14 protein-coding genes are annotated in these 19,905 nt (G+C 68.4%); all 14 read right to left on the reverse strand.

What is annotated here, in order from left to right; genetic code table 11:
- Positions 1–2: 2 nt before the first annotated feature.
- The gene (locus FG323_RS00875) at positions 3–662 is read right to left on the reverse strand and encodes a histidine kinase (protein ID WP_181444041.1); all 660 of its coding nucleotides are present in this window, start codon (positions 660–662) and stop codon (positions 3–5) included.
- Between the two features lie 140 nt (positions 663–802).
- Entirely contained in the window at positions 803–1,993 is a 1,191-nt protein-coding gene (locus tag FG323_RS00880) for a methyl-accepting chemotaxis protein (protein WP_141452539.1), read from the reverse strand.
- Between the two features lie 138 nt (positions 1,994–2,131).
- A complete protein-coding gene (locus tag FG323_RS00885; protein WP_141452540.1) occupies positions 2,132–3,205 on the reverse strand; it encodes a chemotaxis response regulator protein-glutamate methylesterase in 1,074 nt (357 codons plus the stop codon).
- On the reverse strand, positions 3,205–3,807 hold the full coding sequence (cheD, locus tag FG323_RS00890) for a chemoreceptor glutamine deamidase CheD (RefSeq protein ID WP_141452541.1): 603 nt from the start codon (positions 3,805–3,807) through the stop codon (positions 3,205–3,207). Before cheD ends, FG323_RS00885 begins: the two co-directional genes overlap by 1 nt.
- Entirely contained in the window at positions 3,804–4,688 is an 885-nt protein-coding gene (locus FG323_RS00895) for a CheR family methyltransferase (protein WP_141452542.1), read from the reverse strand. The genes cheD and FG323_RS00895 overlap by 4 nt, the downstream gene beginning before the upstream one ends.
- Before the next feature lie 70 nt (positions 4,689–4,758).
- Positions 4,759–7,002, reverse strand: coding sequence for a methyl-accepting chemotaxis protein (locus FG323_RS00900; RefSeq protein ID WP_141452543.1), 2,244 nt, complete (start codon positions 7,000–7,002; stop codon positions 4,759–4,761).
- Between the two features lie 106 nt (positions 7,003–7,108).
- A complete protein-coding gene (locus tag FG323_RS00905) occupies positions 7,109–7,513 on the reverse strand; it encodes a hypothetical protein (RefSeq protein ID WP_181444042.1) in 405 nt (134 codons plus the stop codon).
- 131 nt (positions 7,514–7,644) lie between these two features.
- Positions 7,645–9,168, reverse strand: a complete 1,524-nt coding sequence (locus FG323_RS00910) for a diguanylate cyclase (RefSeq protein ID WP_141452544.1) — start codon at positions 9,166–9,168, stop codon at positions 7,645–7,647.
- Complete coding sequence (locus FG323_RS00915) at positions 9,165–11,762, reverse strand: EAL domain-containing protein (protein WP_141452545.1); 2,598 nt, start codon at positions 11,760–11,762, stop codon at positions 9,165–9,167. Before FG323_RS00915 ends, FG323_RS00910 begins: the two co-directional genes overlap by 4 nt.
- A 203-nt stretch (positions 11,763–11,965) precedes the next feature.
- A complete protein-coding gene (locus tag FG323_RS00920) occupies positions 11,966–14,239 on the reverse strand; it encodes a methyl-accepting chemotaxis protein (RefSeq protein WP_141452546.1) in 2,274 nt (757 codons plus the stop codon).
- Positions 14,240–14,701: 462 nt separating this feature from the next.
- Positions 14,702–15,178: a chemotaxis protein CheW gene (locus tag FG323_RS00925; RefSeq protein WP_141452547.1), complete on the reverse strand. Its 477-nt coding sequence runs from the start codon at positions 15,176–15,178 to the stop codon at positions 14,702–14,704.
- Between the two features lie 134 nt (positions 15,179–15,312).
- Positions 15,313–16,092 carry a flagellar brake protein gene (locus FG323_RS00930; protein WP_141452548.1) on the reverse strand — a complete coding sequence of 260 codons (780 nt, stop codon included), beginning with the start codon at positions 16,090–16,092 and terminating at the stop codon, positions 15,313–15,315.
- A 434-nt stretch (positions 16,093–16,526) separates the two neighbouring features.
- Positions 16,527–19,184: a methyl-accepting chemotaxis protein gene (locus tag FG323_RS00935; RefSeq protein WP_141452549.1), complete on the reverse strand. Its 2,658-nt coding sequence runs from the start codon at positions 19,182–19,184 to the stop codon at positions 16,527–16,529.
- A 502-nt stretch (positions 19,185–19,686) separates the two neighbouring features.
- Positions 19,687–19,905 (reverse strand): hypothetical protein (locus FG323_RS19575; RefSeq protein ID WP_220094107.1); only part of this gene is annotated, 219 nt, incomplete at its 5' end.

A 19,905-nucleotide genomic window follows, 5' to 3' on the forward strand; every position in this document is an offset into this window, starting at 1 on the left:
GCTCAGGCCTCCACCATCGTGGCGGGCAGTTCCACCCGCAGGCGGGTTCCGGCATGCGCATCGCCGGGCAACTGGAGCGCGAGGCCGGCGGCCGTGGCGCGCGATTGCAGCAACGTTGCGGTCAGCGGATCGGGCGCGGGCCCGTCATGCCGGACTTCCAACACGGCGAGGCCGCCGCGCGCGGCTAACAGCCGCAGTTCCAGCGAGGCGAGCGTGGGCAGCGGCAACAGCAGATCCTGCACCAGGCGGAACGCGGCCAGTTCGATCGCGGGCTCCGCGCGCGGCGCCGGGTCGGCCATTTGCAGCCGCGGAGCCACCCCCCAGCGTGCCTGCCAGCGCTCGGCTTCGCCACGCAGCGAGGCGGCCAGCCCAAGGGTGTCGATCTGCGGCGGGCGCAGATCCGCGTAGAGCTCGCGCAGGCGAGCGACGGTATCGTCGGCGATGCGCACGATGTCGGCCAGATCCTGGCGGCGCTGGGCGGCGTCGTCCTCGTCGCCGGCCAGGTGCGCGGACATCTTGATGGCCGACAGCGCCTGGCCGATTTCATTGTGCAATGCCCGCGCGACCTGGCGGCGCTCGGCTTCCTGGCGCGCGTACAGCTCGCGCAGGGCGTCGGCGGCGGTGGACGAGGTGTCGGGAGCGGCGGGTGTGCGGGCCGTCATTGGCAACGGTCGGATGGACAACCGCGCCAGTATGCCAGTTGCCCGCGGGTTCCGGCGCGGCGGATACGACGACGCCGGCACCGTGGAGTCGGTGCCGGCGTCGGGGAAAGCGGATGCGTCGGGAACGTATTCGTCGAGAATCAGAACAGTTCGACGGTGCCCGCGCCCATGTTCTGCTGCGCCACCGGCTTGTGCGGTGGACGCTCCCATTCGCTGCGGCGGTCACGCAGGCGGCTGCCGATATGGCGCAGGGCCGAGAGCAGTTCCTGGTCCATGACGCCGCCACTGCGGTGCAGCAGTTCCTGCAGCGCCAGCGCTTCCTGGTTGATGGTGGTCAGGCGCTCCAGGTGGGTGACCGCGCTGCCCAGCGACTGGGTGGCGATGTCCTCGAACTGCAGGGCGCGCACCGCCTCGGCCACGCTCAGGTCGATGGCATGGCCGCACTGGGAGATCTCGCGCATGCCGTCGCCCAGCGAGGCGTTGATGGCGGCGACCTGGGTCAGCATGTTGGCCGCCTCGCCGCGCGCCTCGCGGGAACGGTCCAGATCGCGCGAGGCCATGTGCGAGACGGTCTCGCGGACCTTGGCGATGGCGTCCTTGGAGCTGTGGGCCAGCTTGCGGATTTGTTCGTTGAAGGCGGTCGAACGCTCGGACAGGTTGCGCACCTCGTCGGCGACCACCGCGAAGCCGCGGCCGGCCTCGCCGGCGCGGGCGGCTTCGATGGCGGCGTTGAGTGCCAGCAGGTTGGTCTGGTCGGCGATCGACTTGACGTCCTCCAGCAGCGAGAAGATGCCATCCAGGTGCTGGGCCATCTCGTCGATGTGGTGCACGGTGGTGGTGCTCTGGCCGCTGACCTGTTCCAGCGCTTCCACCAGTTGCTCCATGCGCTGGCTGGCGTGCTGGGCGAAGCGGGCCACGTCCACGCCGGCGCGGTCGCCGTCGCCGGCGCGGTCGACGATGCGCGACACCGCCTGGCTCTGCTCGCGGGACTTGCGCATCATCGCGTCGAAGCTCTCGCCCAGGCCGCCGACCGCATCTCGGATCAGGCCGCGCGCGCGGTCGATTTCGGCGCGCGAGCCATCGATTTCATTGCCGACGAAGCGGCGCAGTTCGTTCAGCAGGGTGTCCTGCTCGCGCAGGATGCTGGTGTGTTCCGCACTGGGTTTCTGCGCGCCCCATACCGACAGGAAGGCGAACAGCAGCCAGGCCAGCGTCATCGTGGTCAGGATGGCCCATTGGACCGCACCGGGCCAGTCGAAGGCGACCGACAGCGGGAACACCAGCGTCAGGATCAAGGGAGCGGCAAGACGAACCAGGATGCGCGAATACATGGGTGCTCTCTGCTGAATCACGGTATGGATATCGGCCATGGGGGATGGCTCTTTAGCGTTCGTCGCGGCAATGCGCGATGCGCGGGGAAAACTGTGAACTGGGTGGAGATCTGCCGGAAAAACGGCGGAAACGGGTGGTCAGCGCGATTGCGCGGACAGTTGCACCAGGCGTTCGGCGACGTCGTCGAGCGGCACGGTCTCGCTGGCCGCGCCCAGCCGCACGGCCGCGCCGGGCATGCCCCAGACCACGCTGGTGGCTTCGTCCTGGACGAAGGTCGGGGCGCCGGCCTGGGCGATTTCCAGCAGGCCGCGCGCGCCGTCGTCGCCCATGCCGGTGAGGATCACGCCGATGGCGTTGTCGCCGGCGGCGTGCGCCACCGAACGGAACAGCACGTCGACCGCCGGCTTGTGCCGGTTGACCGGCGGGCCATCGTCGATCCGGCAGCGCCAGCGGGCGCCGTCGCGAATCACCCGCAGGTGGCGTCCGCCGGGCGGCAGGTAGGCGTGGCCAGGCAGAATCGCCTCGCCGTCGCCGGCTTCGCGCACGGCCATCGCCGAATGCCGATCCAGGCGTTCGGCGAAGGCGCGGCTGAAACCGGCGGGAATATGCTGGGTCATGACGATCGCCGGGGCGTCGGCGGGCATCTGTTCCAGCACCACCCGCAGGGCCTCGGTGCCGCCCGCGGAGGCGCCGATGGCGATCAGGCGATCGGTGGTCTGGAAACGCAGCGCTCGCGCCGGCTGCGCGGCGGGCAGCACCGCGTCGGCGCTCTGGCGCACGCTGGCCGGGCGCGCCAGCGGGCGCACCTTGGCGCGCGCCGCGGCCTTGACCTTGGCGATGATTTCGTCTGCGTAGGACTCCAGCCCGCGGACCACATCGAGCTTGGGCTTGGAGACGAAGTCCACCGCGCCCAGCGCCAGCGCCTGCAGGGTGGTGTCGGCGCCGCGCTCGGTCAGCGAGGAGATCATTACCACCGGCAGCGGGCGCAGCCGCATCAGGTTTTCCAGGAACGCGAGCCCGTCCATGCGCGGCATTTCCACGTCCAGGGTGATCACGTCCGGATTCAGGCGCTTGATCTTGTCGCGCGCGATCAGCGGATCGCTGGCCGAACCGACCACCTCGATGCCGGCGTCGCTGGCCAGGATCTCGGTGAGCATCTGCCGCACGACCGCGGAGTCGTCGACGATCAGGACCTTGCAGGGCGCTCCCATCAGAACAGCTCCACGCCACCGCTGACCGGCGTGCGCGACAGGCGGGCACGGGCGGCGGATTCGGCGGCGGCCACTTCAGCGTCGTGGGCGTGCGGCAGTCGCTGCACCACCACCCGGCCGGTGGCGGGGAAGAACCAGACCTTGCGCGGATGGATGCCGCACAGGTCCTCGGCGACCACGGGGATGCGTTCAATGTCCAGGTAACGGCGGACGAACTCGGCGTTGCGGGTCCCGACCGGATTGCTGGTGAACCCCTTCAGCACGTTGGCGCCGCCGAACACCTTGGCTTCCAGGCGCGAACGGCTGGCACCGCGCTTGAGCAGGTCGTTGATCAGCAGTTCCATTGCGAAGCCGCCGTAGCGCGAAGGAGCGCCATCGTTGGCCTGGCCGTCGGGCAGCAGGAAATGGTTCATGCCGCCCAGCTTGAGCAACGGATCGCGGATGCAGGCCGCCACGCAGGAACCGAGCACGGTGACCAGCGCGGTGTCGTCGTCGACCACCAGGTACTGGGTGGGCAGCAGCTTGGCGGCCGGGGTCTGGAAGCGGGCGTCGTGGTAGCGCAGCACGCTGCCTTCGGCGAAGGCGAGGGCGGCGGCGCTCATCCGCGTGCCCCGGCCCGGCGGTACAGGGTGCGCCCGCACGGCTGGATGATGTCGGCGGCGTGCAGGTAGTTTTCGGAGTGGCCGGTATAGAGCATGCCGTCGTCGGCCAGGTGTGGCACCAGCCGCGACAGGATGCCGCGCTGGGTCGGCTTGTCGAAGTAGATCATCACGTTGCGGCAGAAGATCGCGGTGTACGGACCTTCCACGTCGTAGCGCGGCGCCAGCAGGTTGAGCGGGCGGAAGTCGATCAGCTGGCGCAGCGCCGGATGGATGCGGCAATGGCCTTCGTTCGGCCCGGTGCCGCGCTGGAAGTAGCGGCGGCGCAGGCCGTCGTCCAGCCCGGCGATGCGCTCCAGCGGATAGACGCCGCGTGCCCCGGTCGCCAGCACCTGCGTGTCCACGTCGGTGGCGAGGATGCGCACCGGCGGCGCCATCGTGCCGAAGGCTTCGCACGCGGTGATGGCGATGGAGTAGGGTTCCTCGCCGGTCGAGGCCGCGCACGACCACAGCCGCAGCGTGCCCGCGCCGCCGCGCCGTTCCAGTTCCTCGCGCAGGCGATCGAAATGATGCGGCTCGCGGAAAAAGGAGGTCAGGTTGGTGGTCAGCGCGTTGGTGAACGCCTGCCATTCGTCGCCGCCGTCGCTTTCCAGTTGATCCAGGTATTCGCGGAAGCTGCGCATGCCGAGCGCGCGCAGGCGTCGCGAGAGCCGGCCGTAGACCATGTCGCGCTTGCCGTCGGCCAGGGCGATGCCCGCGCGCTGGCGGATCAGATCGCAGACGCGGCGGAAATCGCGATCGCCGAACTCGAATTCGCGTCCATGGGTGCGCGAAGCGTCTTCATCGTGGGCGGCGGCGGGAGAGGTGCGGAGCGGGACGGACATGGAGAACTCGTGGGGAGCGGGTTATCGAGAACGGGCGCCCTGGGGGCGCCCGTTGCAGCGAATGGCGGGATCAGAATTCCTGCCAGTCTTCCCCTTCGGTGGCCAGCGCGGCCTCGACGATGGCGGCGGGCGTCTGGCGCGATGGGGTGGAACGGGCGACCGATGCGGGCCTGGGCGCCACCCTCGGAGCGACGACCGCAGCGGCGGCCGGTGCCGGCGCCAGATCGTCGAGTTCGAACACCGACACGGCCTCGGCGAGGCTCTGCGCTTGTTGCTCCATGCTGCGGGCGGCGGCGGAGGCTTCCTCGACCAGGGCGGCGTTCTGCTGGGTGGTCTCGTCCATCTGGGTGATGGTCTGGTTGACCTGCTCGATGCCGGCGGACTGTTCCTGCGAGGCGGCGGCGATTTCGGCCATGATGTCGGTGACCCGCTGGACCGAGGCGACGATTTCACCCATGGTCGCGCCGGCCTGGTTGACCAGCGAAGAGCCGGTGGCCACCTGGTCCACCGAGGCCTCAATCAGGCCCTTGATTTCCTTGGCCGCGTTGGCGCTGCGCTGGGCCAGGGTACGCACCTCCGAGGCCACCACCGCGAAGCCGCGGCCCTGTTCGCCGGCACGGGCCGCTTCCACCGCTGCATTGAGGGCCAGGATGTTGGTCTGGAAGGCGATGCCGTCGATGACGGCGATGATTTCGGCAATCTTGCGCGAGGCCGCTTCGATGTCGCGCATGGTGGTGACGACCTGGCCGACGACGTTGCCGCCCTGGGAGGCGACGGAAGCCGCGCCGATGGCCAGCTGGTTGGCCTGGCGGGCCGAGTCGGCGTTCTGGCGCACGGTGGAGGTCAGTTCCTCCATGGAGGCGGCGGTTTCCTCCAGGTTGGCGGCTTGTTGTTCGGTGCGGCGGGACAGGTCGGCGTTGCCGGAGGCAATCTCGCCGGCGGCGGTGTTGATGGCGGTGGAGGCGTCCTGGATGCGGGAGACGATGTCGGTGAGCTGGGCGACGGTGGCGTTGGCGTCGTCGCGCATGCGGGCGAACACGCCGTGGAAGTCGCCGTCCATGCGGGCGGTCAAATCGCCGCGGGCGATGGCCTGCAACAGCTGCGAGACCTGGTCCAGGTTGCCGTCGGTGGTTTCCATCAGCTGGTTCAGGCCGGCGACCATGTCGCGGAAGTCGTACTGGTAGCGGTCGACCTCGCCGCGCTGGCTGAAGTCGCCGGCGGCCGCGGCGCTGGCCAGCCGCTTGATTTCGGCGTTGATGGCCGAAAGGCTGGCCTTGGTGGCGTCCATGGTTTCGGTCAGCGTCGCCTTCTCGCCGGGCAGGCGATCCATGTCCGGGCTCAGATCGCCGATGGCATAGCGCTGCATGATCCGCTGCGCGCTGCCGATCGCTTCCAGGTGCGAAGCGACCAGTGCGTTGGTGTCGCGCACCATCCGGCCGTACTCGCCCGGGAACGCGCTGTCGTCCATGCGGTAGCTGATCGCGCCTTCCTCATGGCGCTGCGCCATCTCCGACTGGGCGGCGATGACCGATTGCACCTGGTGCTGCATGCGTTGCATCGAAGCCAGCAGTTCACCGACTTCGTCCTTGCGCGAGGTATCGATGCTGCCGTCCAGCTTGCCGCGCGAAACGTCGTTGGCCACCCGCACGGCCTCGCCGACCGCGCGGGCGATGGCGCGTGCGAAGAGCCAGGCCAGGACCAGGCCACCGACAATGCCGGCCACCAGCATGATCAGCAACAGCGAACTGGAAGCGGTGTAGGTGCTGGCGGAGTCCTTGGCGGTGACCGCGGTCTGGCGGTTGACTTCCTTCAGCAGGGCATCCAGCGAGGCGGCCGCCTTGGCGTGGGCATTCCAGGTGCCGCCGATGAAGGTATCGATGGCGTCGTCCTGCAGGTCCAGCTCCAGCATCTCGTTGACGTCCTGGTAGGACTTGTACGCCTTGCTCCAGTCGGCCACGAAGGCCTCGTAGGCCTTGCGTTCGGCGGCGGTGGAGATCAGCGGCTTGTAGGCGGCGATGGCCTTGTCGATCTCCGCATGGATGCGCTTGGCCCGGCCACGCGCATCGTTCTTCACCGCGTCGCTGGCGCGGACCAGCGTGGTGAAGGTGGTGGCGCGGTACTCGCCGATCAGGCCACGCAGCGCGCCCGCGGTGCTCACGCTGGGCAGCGTGTTGTCGGCCATTTCGCGGGTCACGCCATTGAGCGATTTCAGGCCGATGAAGGAGGAGACGCCCTGCACCAGCATCAGCACGAGCACGATGCCGAAGGCCAGCATCATCTTCTGGGTCAGGCGGAGGTTCTGGATCCACTGCATGAAAGGTTTCCTCGGTCCGGGGCGGACGACGTCGCGGGCGGAGTGGCTGGCGAAGGAAGGGGACACCGGCGGACCGCAGCGCGGCGCCGCCGACGGGAACGGGCGATCAGCGCATCGATGCCAGCTTGAGGTTGCTCGGCGAGGTCACCACGATTTCGGCGCGCGAGCTGTCGCGCTGGATGCTGCCGATCACGCACACGTCCTTGCCTTCCAGGGTTTCCGGGGCGGGCTTGAACTTGCCGCGATCCGGGCCCGGGATGCGGGCGGTGAAGGTATGGCGCGGGAAGTCGCCGCCCATGTACAGGAAGGTCGGGGTGCCTTCGGAGTTTTCGGCGAAACGGGCCTTGCCGACCTTGCCGCAGACGATGCCGTCGCGACCGGCGAAACGCACGGCCTTGTCGGCGGGGATGGCGTCGGTGACCTGGGCCTGGCCGTTGGCGCGCTCGGCCGGCAACAGCAGGGTGGCGCCCACGACGGCGGCCGACAGGGTGATGAGGGTGGCGATCTTCATGGGTGCTCTCCGGGAAGGGACAATCGATGACGCGGAAGGCGTCTTGAAGGCAGTCATCGGCCCCTCCGGAGCGAACTTGAGCCGGTGCGGGCGCCGGTCCGCGTGTTCGCGGACGGCGTCACATTTTTGCGTCAGGCCGGACTGGCCAGACCGGCCGGGGCGGCGGCCACGAGGGTGGTCAGGATCCAGCCGTCGTTGAAACAGACCTCGATGCCCTGGAAGCGGACTCCGTCCAGGGTCGTCACCGGGAACAGCCGGCGTGGCGCGCGCCGCCGCTGCAACTGCACGTCGCGCAGCCAGGTTTCCGGATCGCTGTCCAGCGCCACGCCCTGTCGCAGGCGATGCGCATGGCGGATGACGTCGGCGAAGCGGACCACGCCCGGCGGGATGCCGTGCAGGCGGATGTAGGCGTCGTTGGCCATCACCAGCTGATCGTCCGGGTTGTACATCGCCACCGGCGTGTCGGCGATGTCGATGCCCTGCAGCAGTTGCGCCAGCACCGCGGGATCGCGCGGCGACAGCGCCGGGCGCAGGGGCGCATGCGACGACCCGCCCTCCGGTGCGGATGGCGCGACAGGCGTGGCGCTGCGCTCGGCGATGCGATCGCGACCGTCGTACTTGGCCCGGTACAGGGTCAGATCGGCCTGGCGGATCCAGGTCTCCGGGCTGTCGATGTCGGCGGTCAGTTCGGCCACGCCGAAGCTGGCGGTGATGGTGCGATGGCGCGAAAGCGGCGCCTCATGCAGGCGGCGGTGCAGCCGGCGGACCACTTCCATCGCCTCGGGCAGTGGGGTGAGCGGCAACAGGACGCCGAACTCCTCGCCGCCGTAGCGCCCGGGGACGTCGATGTCACGCAGGTTCGTGCGCAGCAGATCCGCGAACCGGCGGATCACCGAATCCCCTTCGGCATGGCCGTACAGGTCGTTGATCTGCTTGAAGTGATCCAGGTCGGCCAGGATCAGCGTCGCCGCCTGGCCGGTGCGCCGGCAGCGGGCGAACTCCGCGCGCACGGTGTCTTCCCAGTGGGTGCGGTTGAACAGTCCGGAGAGCCCGTCATGCCAGCCGCGCAGCTCCAGTTCGTTGCGGCGGTGGTGCAGGCCCTGGGTGACGTCGTAGCCGATGCGCAGCAGGCCCATGGGCGCGACCCATGCCAGCGGCAGGCTGGCCAGGAAGGAAAGCCAGTCCAGGCCAGGTTCCCAGTGCAGGCCATAGAAGGGAATCCCCAGCAGTACGCCCACCATCAGCGCCAACAGGTTGCCGGCGAGCAGGCGCGGACCGCCGCCGAACATCGCGGCGAAGCAGGTCACCGCGATCAGCGCGGTGCCGATCGGCAGGTTGAAGGCGATCAACGGCAGGCCCATGCCGGCGAGCAGGCCGTCGATCAGCACGTGCTGCATCTCGGCGCGGTTTGGATTGCGGCTGCGGCGATACCGCCAGCGCGCCAGGTGCGGCCAGCCCAGGCCGAATGCCAGCGTGGTCAGCCAGTGCTCCAGCGGCACCTGCAGGGTCCACATCGCCGGCGCCATCGCGACCACCGCCAGGACGGTGGCGATGGCATGCAGCAGGTACAGCCGATGCGGGTAGATGAGGTGCGGTGTCAGGGAGTACGCCGCCGGCAACCGCTGCACCGGCGGCGTACGCGGGATGGCGCTCATGGTGCGTGCGCCGCGCCATCCCCGGACGCCGGCATCGACACGTAGTCGTTGTTGCCCAACCAGTGTTCCAGTGCCGGCGCGGGCAGCGGCGCGGAGAACAGGTAGCCCTGCAGCACCGGGAAACCCTGTTCGGCCAGGAACGCGTGCTGCGCGCCGGTTTCCACGCCCTCGGCCACCACCTTCATGCTCAGGCTCTCGCCGATGCGCAGCACCGAGGTGGTGAGGGTGCGGGCGATGGCGCTGCTGTCGATGTCGCGGACGAAGCTCTGGTCGAGCTTGAGTTCGTAGATGGGCAGCCGGTGCAGGTGGCTGAGACTGGAGTAGCCGGTGCCGAAATCATCCAGCGACAGGCGCACGCCCATCACGTAGATGGCCTCGATGTTCTCCAGCACGTCCGGATTGGGATCCAGCATCACGCTCTCGGTGATTTCCAGGATCAGGTCGTCGGGGTGGAGGCCATGCGCATCCAGGCAACTGGCGATCTGCAGCGACAGATCCGGATCGCGGAAATTGATCGCCGAGACGTTCACCGCCACCCGCGGCACCCGCAGTCCGCGGCGACGCCAGTCGGCCATCTGGGCGCAGGCGTGTTCCAGCACCCACAGGCTGAGGTCGGCGATCAGGCCGCATTCCTCGGCCACCGGCACGAAGCGCGAGGGTGGCACGATGCCCAGTTCCGGATGTTCCCAGCGCAGCAGTGCCTCCACGCCATACAGGGTGGGTTCGCCGCCGCCGCTGATCTGCGGCTGGTAGTGCAGGCTGAACTGGTCGGCCAGCAAGGCTTCGCGCATCGCCGTTTCCAGCGAGACGCGCTCCTGCGCGACCCGGTTCATGTCGCCGCTGAAGAAGCGCACGCTGCCGCCGCCGTCGGACTTGGCGCGGTACATCGCCATGTCGGCGTGGCGCAGCAGCAGGTCGATATCGCGGCCGTCGTCGGGATAGATCGCCACGCCGATGCTGGCGCTGGGATGCAGGGTCATCACGCCGGCGGTGGCCGGGCGCGCGATGGCGCCCAGCAGGCGTTCGGCGACGCTGGCGGCCTGTTCGGTGGAACATTGCGGCAACACCGCGACGAACTCGTCGCCGGCCTGGCGGCCGATCAGGTTGGGTCCGGGCAGTTCCTCGGCCAGGCGTGCGGCGATGTCGCGCAGCAGGCCGTCGCCGGCCGCGTGGCCCTGCGCCTCGTTGACGCGCTTGAAGCGATCCACGTCGATGAACAGGACCGCCGCCTGGCTGTTGAGCTGGGCGGAGTTGGCCAGGACCTGTTCGGCCTTGGCGCTGAACATGATCCGGTTGGGCAGGCCGGTCAGGGTGTCGTAGAAGGCGAGCTGGTGGACCCGCTCGTTGGTCTGTTCGCGCTCCATCGCCAGCGCGCACAGGTGCAGGCAGGTGTCGGCGATGCGGCGATGCAGATCGTTGGGTTCGCCGCGCTCGCGATAGTAGAAGCACAACGTGCCGAGCACGCGTCCGCTGCTGGACTTGATCGGGCTGGAGAAGCAGGCATGCAGGCCGTTGCCGAGCAGCAGGTCGCGGAAACCCGACATCAGCGGATCGGTGGCGACGTCCGGCACGTGCACCGGGCGACCCCGCCAGGCGGCGGTGCCGCAGGCGCCCACGCGCGGGCCGATCGCCAGGCCATCGCAGGCGGTCACCAGCGCGGTCGGCAGGCTGGGCGCTGCAAGCGGCCGCAGTCGGCCATCGCCATCCACCGCCAGCACGGACACCGCGACTTCGGGAGCGATGCGCTCGACTTCCCGGCACATGAGGGTCATCACGTCCGTGACCGGCTGCTCGCGGACCATCGCGTCCAGCACCTTGTGGTGCAGGACCTGGTGCGCCTTGGTCTGGGTGATGTCGGTCAACACGCTGACCAGTCCGATGGTACGGCCGTCATCATCGAGGACCGGATTGATCGCGGCCGATACCCACAGCGGACGTCCGCTCTTGGTATAGAGCAGCACTTCGGTCTGCATGCCCTCGGAGAGCGCGAGCGAGCGCTCGATGAGATCGCCCAGCTGCGGCTCGGTATGGGGACCGGACAACACCTCGCTGGGCTTGCGGCTGCGCAGGTCGTCCAGTTCGTAGCCCAGCATGCGGGTGAAACCGCTGTTGACGTACAGGACCTGCCGGTTGGGTGCACTCACGAAGATGGCGTTGTCGCTGCGATCCACCACCAGCGACAACTGGCGCATGCGTTCGCGCTGCAGGCGCACGTCGGTGAAATCGCGCAGCACGGCGGTGTGGAAGTGGCTGCTGCCGGCGTCGACCGGCGACATGGTCAGGGAAGCGGTGACCCGGCGACCGTCACCGCGTTCCAGCATCACTTCGCGATGGCCGCCGACCCAGTGCGCGGCGCAGGCGTGATCGGGAAGTTCCGCGCCACCCTCGACCGGGCACGGCAGGAAGCGGTGCAGGGGCTCTCCCAGCGCCTGTGCCCGTGGCACGCCCCACAGCTTTTCGGCGGCGGCGTTGAACAGCAGGACGCGGCTTTGCCCGTCGAGCACGAGCACCGCGTCGTTCGACTGTTCCAGGGTCTGGAACAGCAGATCGAAGGCGGTGTCGACCGGGGCGGGCGCGAACACGGACGCCTTCATGCCCTGTCACCGCGCAAGGAGCCACTTCCCGATGCGGGGATCGGGCGGGCATGGCAGCGGTGGGGAGGAAAGTCGGGGCTCATGCGCCATCCGTTGGTTCCAGGCGGGATCAGATATCGGCCGCGGACGCGTCCGCTTGAGGCCGTCATGCCCGGTGGTCGGACCAATGGCATGACGGGAAAGGTCATGGGCGGCGCGGTCCGTCAGAAGGTCTGCCACTCCGCGTCCGCGAAGGCGGGTGCGGAGGGCTGGGCACGCCGTGCGGCGGGCTTGCGGGTGGCGGCGATACCGGCGGAAGCGGCCTCAGGCCGCGTGCTCTTCGCGGGGTGGCCGTTCGCACGGGAAGCCCGCGCCGGGGACGGCGCGCCTGCCGCGTTGTCTTCGATGACGAACACGTCGACGGCCTCGGCGAGGCTCTGCGCTTGTTGCTCCATGCTGCGGGCGGCGGCGGAGGCTTCCTCGACCAGGGCGGCGTTCTGCTGGGTGGTCTCGTCCATCTGGGTGATGGTCTGGTTGACCTGCTCGATGCCGGCGGACTGTTCCTGCGAGGCGGCGGCAATCTCGGCCATGATGTCGGTGACGCGCTGGACCGAGGCGACGATTTCACCCATGGTCGCGCCGGCCTGGTTGACCAGCGAAGAGCCGGTGGCCACCTGGTCCACCGAGGCCTCAATCAGGCCCTTGATTTCCTTGGCGGCGTTGGCGCTGCGCTGGGCCAGGGTGCGCACCTCCGAGGCCACCACCGCGAAGCCGCGGCCCTGTTCGCCGGCACGGGCGGCTTCCACCGCTGCATTGAGGGCCAGGATGTTGGTCTGGAAGGCGATGCCGTCGATGACGGCGATGATTTCGGCAATCTTGCGCGAGGCCGCTTCGATGTCGCGCATGGTGGTGACGACCTGGCCGACGACGTTGCCGCCCTGGGAGGCGACGGAAGCCGCGCCGATGGCCAGCTGGTTGGCCTGGCGGGCCGAGTCGGCGTTCTGGCGCACGGTGGAGGTCAGTTCCTCCATGGAGGCGGCGGTTTCCTCCAGGTTGGCGGCTTGTTGTTCGGTGCGGCGGGACAGGTCGGCGTTGCCGGAGGCAATCTCGCCGGCGGCGGTGTTGATGGCGGTGGAGGCGTCCTGGATGCGGGAGACGATGTCGGTGAGCTGGGCGACGGTGGCGTTGGCGTCATCGCGCATGCGGGCGAACACGCCGTGGAAGTCGCCGTCCATGCGGGCGGTCAAATCGCCGCGGGCGATGGCCTGCAACAGCTGCGAGACCTGGTCCAGGTTGCCGTCGGTGGTTTCCATCAGCTGGTTCAGGCCGGCGACCATGTCGCGGAAGTCGTACTGGTAGCGGTCGACCTCGCCGCGCTGGCTGAAGTCGCCAGCGGCCGCGGCGCTGGCCAGCCGCTTGATTTCGGCGTTGATGGCCGAAAGGCTCGACTTCACCGCATCGACCGTTTCGGTCATCAGCGCCTTCTCGCCGGGCAGGCGTGCGATGTCGACCGACAGATCGCCGATGGAGTAGCGCTGCATGATGCGCAGCGCGTCCAGGATCGCGGCCACGTGCTCGCCCACCAGGCCGTTGGTCTCGCGCACCATGTCCCCGTACTCGCCGGGGAACGCGGATTCATCCATGCGATAGCTGATGGAGCCTTCGTCATGGCGGCGTGCCATTTCGCGCTGCGCGCCGATCACCGCGCGCAACTGGTCCTGCATCCGGTGCATGCTTTCCAGCAGGCGGCCGGGTTCGTCGTGCGGTTGCTCGCCGATGGCGTTCTCCAGCCGGCCCGCGGCAATGGACTCGGCCACGCGGGTGGCGTGCCGCAGCGGCACCACGATACGGGTGCCGATGATCCAGCTCAGCAGCACCACGATGACCACCAGCGTGCCGCCGGCCAGGGTCATGATGCCGGTGAACATCCAGGCCTGGCTCTGCACGTCGTCCATGTACACGCCGGTGGCCACCACCCAGTTCCAGGTCTTGTAGGGCGCGGCGTAGACGACCTTGGCGATCGGCTCGTCGCCGCCCGGCTTGGGCCAGCGGAACTCGACGAAACCGCCGCCACGGCGCGCGGCTTCCACGCCCTCCCGATACAGCAACACGCCGTCCGGGCTGCGTTCGTCGCCAATCGGTTTGCCGGCCAGTTCCTTGCGGATCGGATGCATCAGCATGACCGGCTGCATGTCATGGATGTAGTAGTAGTCCACGCCCTTGTTGCCACGCATGCGCTCGATCGCCTTGAGCGCGTTCGCGCGCGCCGCCGCGGGATCCAGTTCGCCGGATTTCTCCAGCGCCGCGTAGTGATCGAGGATGCCGAAGGTCAGCTCCACACGGGTCTTCAGGCCCGTCTTGCGGGTCTCGTAGAGATCCAGGTACTGCATGCGCGCGGCGATCACGGCCAGGGCCACGATGCCGATCGCGATCAGGACGGTGAGCAGGTTGAGTTTGTGCCGGACCGGCAGGTTGGCGAAGCGGCGGGACAGGTTCATGGCGAACTCGGGGGAAGGAAAGTGGGATCAGGCGATGCGTCAGCGGAGGGTGCAGGCGCGAGTGGACGCTGGTATGGGAACCTGGGGGGAAGCCGCCTCCCGCCGGGTGTCGAACCGCATCCGCCATTGCCATAGCCTGCGATGATCCCGGCGCGCGCTCGCGCTGCACGGGATGACGCCGCCGATGGCCGGCGCGGCCAGCGTCAGGAGAAACTTGCCGCGCGGGGAGAGGGCACCGAAACGCGGGCGGGATGCAGCGGACTTCATGGGACTTCCGTTCACTTCTGGCAGAGGGGCGCCGGGCCCGGTAGTGCTATCGGCGCGGAGCGCGCGCGCGTTGAATCATCCTTGGTCGTAGGGGAATGCCTGACAGGGAACCGCGCGAGGCGTGCGCGGGCGCAGGGGAAGCCTGGCTCCCCCCGCGCGGGCGGTCATGCGATGGAACCGTCGCGCGAGGCGGCGTCAGGCCGCTTCGGCTTCGGCGGTGTGTTCGGTCAGATCGGCACTGTCGATCAGGGTCTCGATGTCCAGCAGGATCAGCATGCGGTCGTCGACCGTGCCGATGCCGGAAATGAAGCGGGTGTCGACGCTGGCGCCGAACTCGGGGGTCGGGCGGATCTGGTCCTGTTCCAGCGGGATCACGTCGGAGACGCTGTCGACCACGATGCCGACCACGCGGTCCTCGACGTTGAGCACGATCATCACGGTGAAGGCGTCGTAGCGCGCTTCCTTCAGGCGCAGCTTCAGGCGCAGGTCGATGACCGGGACGATGGTGCCGCGCAGGTTGATCACGCCCTTGATGTACTCGGGCGCGTCCGGCAGCCGGGTGACGGCGTCGTAACCACGGATCTCCTGGACCTTCAGGATGTCCACGCCGTAGTGCTCCTCGCCCAGCGCGAAGCTGAGGAACTCCGCGGCCGTGGTCTTGTTGTCGCTCATCGCAATGCTCCTGTGCATTCTGGCTGGGACGCGGAGGCGTCCTTCCCGCTACTCATCGGCCGGCAGGGCGGGGACTTTAGGCGGAGCGGGGAGGCGGCGGGCGGAACCGGGATGGGGGCCGCAGAATCGGGGGGTCAGCCGATTCCGCGCTCGCGGGCGCTGCGCTGCCGTTCCATGCGGAAGATGTAGCGCTGGATCTGGGCGTCGCCGCCGCGCGGCAGGTCGGTGAACTGGCAGCCGGCCCGCCAGATTTCCCGGCCGTTGGGACGGGACTGGCGGAACAGGTTCTTGACCATCAGCCGCACCTGCAGCGGTTCGCCGTCCGGCAGCAGGAGCCGGCAGTCGGTGTATTCACGGAACGGGCGGAACTCGGGGCGTTCCGGCGGCACTTCCACCGCCAGGCCGCCGCCGCTGATGTCCAGCACCCGCATGTCGACCCATTGCGGTTCCTCTTCGCCGGACCCGAACGGAACCTGGCAGCGCACGGGATGCGCGACCGGCACCTGCAGGCGATAGAACTCGCGCCGCTGCAGGCGCAGCACCCGGTCCGGCAACGGCGCCCGGAACGCGGTCTGTCCATCCACGCGCAGGCGTTCGCAACCAGCCAGGGGAAACTGCACGTGCACGCGGTCCAGCTGTGACACGCAGACGATCTGGTCCGCTTCCTCGACCGAGCGGTTGATGGTTTCGCTGATGCTGCCGTCCAGCAGCAGGCTGCCTTCATCGGCTGCGAGCTCGAGGAGTGCCGTGGGAAAGACATGACCGCGCGGCACCAGATGCGCGCTGATCAGGGCGCGGCGGTCGATCAGCGCCTGCAGCACCTGGCGGATGTCGCGCGGGTGCCTGAGCAGGTACTTCTCTTCCTCGTCGTACCGCACGGGTTCCTGGGTGGCGGCCTCGATCTGTTCGGACATGGGTTCGGTGTGGGAAGCGGAAATGACCAGGCCCGGTGGGGAGCGGGACAGTTGCCGATATATCGACCTCGTCACGGATTCTTTAGAGAAGGGGAGAGTGAGCGTGATGGGGGTTGACCTGTGCCGGCGCGGTTGAGAGGCGTTTGTTGCTGGTGCGAAGAGCAAATCCCCCTCGGTCCCCCTTCTTCGAAGGGGGAGGCAACAGCGGGTCGTCCTTGCAGTGGATAGCCCCTTGGCGTCGGACCTTGCCGACGCCACCTGAATCCCACGACCCTCGACCTTCGACCTTCGACATGAGACATCGACGACTCGACTTGAAAAAGGGGGCGGGCGCCCGCGTGAGCGGGTGACGGGGGATTGGCTTTTGGCGCCAAGAGCCAATCCCCCTCGGTCCCCCTTCTTCGAAGGGGGAGGCAACAGCGGGAAGGCAGTGGTCAGAACTCCTGCCAGTCGCCGTCGGCCAGGGCCGGTTCGGGCTTGCGGCGGACCGGCGCGGCGGGTTTGCGTGGCGCGGGGCGTGCGGAGATGCGTGCCGGCGTGGCGGGCATGGCCGGGGCGGCGGGCGCTGCGGAATGCGGGCGCATTCCGCCGGTGGCTTCGCCTTCGATGACGAACACATCCACCGCTTCGGAGAGCAGGCGGGCCTGGTCTTCCATGCTGCGGGCGGCGGCGGAGGCTTCCTCGACCAGGGCGGCGTTCTGCTGGGTGGTCTCGTCCATCTGGGTGATGGTCTGGTTGACCTGCTCGATGCCGGCGGACTGCTCCTGCGAGGCGGCGGCGATTTCGGCCATGATGTCGGTGACCCGCTGGACCGAGGCGACGATTTCACCCATGGTCGCGCCGGCCTGGTTGACCAGCGAAGAGCCGGTGGCCACCTGGTCCACCGAGGCCTCAATCAGGCCCTTGATTTCCTTGGCCGCATTGGCCGAACGCTGGGCCAGGGTGCGCACCTCCGAGGCCACCACCGCGAAGCCGCGGCCCTGTTCGCCGGCACGGGCCGCTTCCACGGCCGCATTGAGGGCCAGGATGTTGGTCTGGAAGGCGATGCCGTCGATGACGGCGATGATTTCGGCAATCTTGCGCGAGGCCGCTTCGATGTCGCGCATGGTGGTGACGACCTGGCCGACGACGTTGCCGCCCTGGGAGGCGACGGAAGCCGCGCCGATGGCCAGCTGGTTGGCCTGGCGGGCCGAGTCGGCGTTCTGGCGCACGGTGGAGGTCAGTTCCTCCATGGAGGCGGCGGTTTCCTCCAGGTTGGCGGCTTGTTGTTCGGTGCGGCGGGACAGGTCGGCGTTGCCGGAGGCAATCTCGCCGGCGGCGGTGTTGATGGCGGTGGAGGCGTCCTGGATGCGGGAGACGATGTCGGTGAGCTGGGCGACGGTGGCGTTGGCGTCATCGCGCATGCGGGCGAACACGCCGTGGAAGTCGCCGTCCATGCGGGCGGTCAAATCGCCGCGGGCGATGGCCTGCAACAGCTGCGAGACCTGGTCCAGGTTGCCGTCGGTGGTTTCCATCAGCTGGTTCAGGCCGGCGACCATGTCGCGGAAGTCGTACTGGTAGCGGTCGACCTCGCCGCGCTGGCTGAAGTCGCCGGCGGCCGCGGCGCTGGCCAGCCGCTTGATTTCGGCGTTGATGGCCGACAGGCTGGCCTTGGTGGCGCGCATGGCTTCGGTGATGACCGCCTTTTCGCCAGGCAGATCTTCCATGTCCACCGACAGATCACCGACGGCGTACTGCCGCATCACCTCGACCGCGCGCATCTTCACCTTGATGTGTTCGCCGATAAGCGCGTTGGTCTCGCGCGCCATCCGGCCATACTCGCCGGGAAACAAGGACTCGTCCATGCGATAGCTGATCGCGCCTTCTTCATGGCGTCGGGTCATTTCGCCCAGTGCACCGATCAGTGCATGGATCTGGGATTGCATGCGCAGCATTGCACCCTGCAACTGCCCCAATTCGTCGTTGCGATCCTGGGCGATGCGATTGTCCAGCCGGCCTTCGGCGATGGCGTCGGAAATGCGCACGGCTTCGGCCAGCGGCTTGAGGATCTGGCGACGCATCAGCACGAACAACGCACCGCACAGCACGCCGGCGGCGATCAGACCGACCACCATGATGGTGAACAGCAGCGAGCGGGCCTGCTGCATCAGCAGCGAGCGCGGCACCACCACGCCCAGGGCAAAGCGCTGCGCGGCCTGTCCGATCTGCAGCGGCACATAGGCTTCCACCAGATCCTCATCCAGGTTCGCATCCCGGCTTTCGCGGAAGACGGACTGCCCCTTGGATATGCTGGCCAGCACGGCACGGGTGTCGGCGTCTTCCAGCTTGCGCCCGACCTTGGCCGGATCCGGATCGGCGACCACGGTACCGGCCGGCGACAGCAGGCGGACATGGCCTTCACCCATCGGCCGCAATTTGGCGATGGATTTCTGCAGGGACTCCAGTGCGAAATCGACGGTCATCGCGCCGACGAAGCGGTCGTTCTCCACGATCGGCGTGGCCAGCGTGGTCATCAGCACCTTGCGACCGCCGATCTCGTACTCGTACGGCTCCAGCACCACCGGCTGCTTGAGCTTGCGCGGCAGCAGATACCAGTCGCCATTGCCGGGGACTTCATAGTCGCGCAGCGCTTCCAGCATCGGCTGGCCGTCGCTCCAGGCCCAGTAGCTCATGAACCGGCCGGTGGCGTCGTGGCCTGCGGTGGCGACGTTCTCCGCGTCCTTGCCGTCGAACGCATCCGGTTCCCAGATGGTGCCCACGCCGACCCATTCGGGATGGGTGACCAATTGCTCGCGGATGATCGCGCTGGCGGTGCCGCGATCCAGGCCGGCATGCGCCCGCTGGCTGAGGAAACTGTTGCGGAGCGTCTCGTTGGTCGAGAACGCGCGTTCCAGGTCTCCGGAAATGCGTTCCGCCTCCGCCTGCGCGAGGTTCTGCATGCTGGCATGCGCGCTATCCAGGAGCGCATTGCTGCTGCGGACGTAGGTGATCAGGGCGGTAACGCCAAAGGCGAGTGCGGCGATCAGGGCCGTGCCGGACATCAGGCGGGTGGCGACGCTGCTGCTTGCGAAGTTCCGGAGTGAGCGGGTCATGAAAAAGGCCGGTAGTGAGGACGGGAGAATCACCAGGCCGATGGGGGGAGCGGTCTGCAAAGCACTCCATCGGCCGTACGCTGCCGGGCTTTAGGCGTAATCGTGCTTTTGTGGGTGGATGCACGCGTGGAGATGCGTGAGGGAGGGAGAGAGAGCAAATCCCCCTCAATCCCCCTTCTTCGAAGGGGGAGGCAAAAAAGGTCGTCCGTGAAGTGGTAGCCCCCTTTGACAAAGGGGGCGGGCGCCCGCGTCAGCGGGTGACGGGGGATTGGCTCTTCGCGCGAGAGCAAATCCCCCTCAATCCTCCTTCTTCGAAGGGGGAGGCAACAGCGGGTCGTCCTTGCAGTGGATAGCCCCCTTGACCCGCCATTCGGCGGTTGAAGGCGAAAAGGGGGCGGGCGCCCGCGTGAGCGGGTGACGGGGGATTGGCTTTTGGCGCGAAGAGCCAATCCCCCTCAATCCCCCTTCTTTGAAGGGGGAGGCAAAAGCGGGAAGGCAGTGGTCAGAACTCCTGCCAGTCGCCGTCGGCCAGGGCCGGTTCGGGCTTGCGGCGGATCGGCGCGGCGGGTTTGCGTGGTGCGGGACGGACGGAGGCCCGTGCCGGCGTGGCGGGCATGACCGGGGCGGCGGGCGCTGCGGAATGCGGGCGCATTCCGCCGGTGGCTTCGCCTTCGATGACGAACACATCCACCGCTTCGGAGAGCAGGCGGGCCTGGTCTTC

The sequence above is a fragment of the Pseudoxanthomonas sp. z9 genome (genome assembly GCF_006542425.1).
Lineage (GTDB): Bacteria > Pseudomonadota > Gammaproteobacteria > Xanthomonadales > Xanthomonadaceae > Pseudoxanthomonas_A.

Coding starts and splice junctions, on each gene's coding strand:
- FG323_RS00875 (WP_181444041.1), bottom strand. CDS start 662: ATGACGGCCCGCACACCCGCCGCTCCCGACACCTCGTCCACCGCCGCC.
- FG323_RS00880 (WP_141452539.1), bottom strand. CDS start 1,993: ATGTATTCGCGCATCCTGGTTCGTCTTGCCGCTCCCTTGATCCTGACG.
- FG323_RS00885 (WP_141452540.1), bottom strand. CDS start 3,205: ATGGGAGCGCCCTGCAAGGTCCTGATCGTCGACGACTCCGCGGTCGTG.
- cheD (WP_141452541.1), bottom strand. CDS start 3,807: ATGAGCGCCGCCGCCCTCGCCTTCGCCGAAGGCAGCGTGCTGCGCTAC.
- FG323_RS00895 (WP_141452542.1), bottom strand. CDS start 4,688: ATGTCCGTCCCGCTCCGCACCTCTCCCGCCGCCGCCCACGATGAAGAC.
- FG323_RS00900 (WP_141452543.1), bottom strand. CDS start 7,002: ATGCAGTGGATCCAGAACCTCCGCCTGACCCAGAAGATGATGCTGGCC.
- FG323_RS00905 (WP_181444042.1), bottom strand. CDS start 7,513: ATGAAGATCGCCACCCTCATCACCCTGTCGGCCGCCGTCGTGGGCGCC.
- FG323_RS00910 (WP_141452544.1), bottom strand. CDS start 9,168: ATGAGCGCCATCCCGCGTACGCCGCCGGTGCAGCGGTTGCCGGCGGCG.
- FG323_RS00915 (WP_141452545.1), bottom strand. CDS start 11,762: ATGAAGGCGTCCGTGTTCGCGCCCGCCCCGGTCGACACCGCCTTCGAT.
- FG323_RS00920 (WP_141452546.1), bottom strand. CDS start 14,239: ATGAACCTGTCCCGCCGCTTCGCCAACCTGCCGGTCCGGCACAAACTC.
- FG323_RS00925 (WP_141452547.1), bottom strand. CDS start 15,178: ATGAGCGACAACAAGACCACGGCCGCGGAGTTCCTCAGCTTCGCGCTG.
- FG323_RS00930 (WP_141452548.1), bottom strand. CDS start 16,092: ATGTCCGAACAGATCGAGGCCGCCACCCAGGAACCCGTGCGGTACGAC.
- FG323_RS00935 (WP_141452549.1), bottom strand. CDS start 19,184: ATGACCCGCTCACTCCGGAACTTCGCAAGCAGCAGCGTCGCCACCCGC.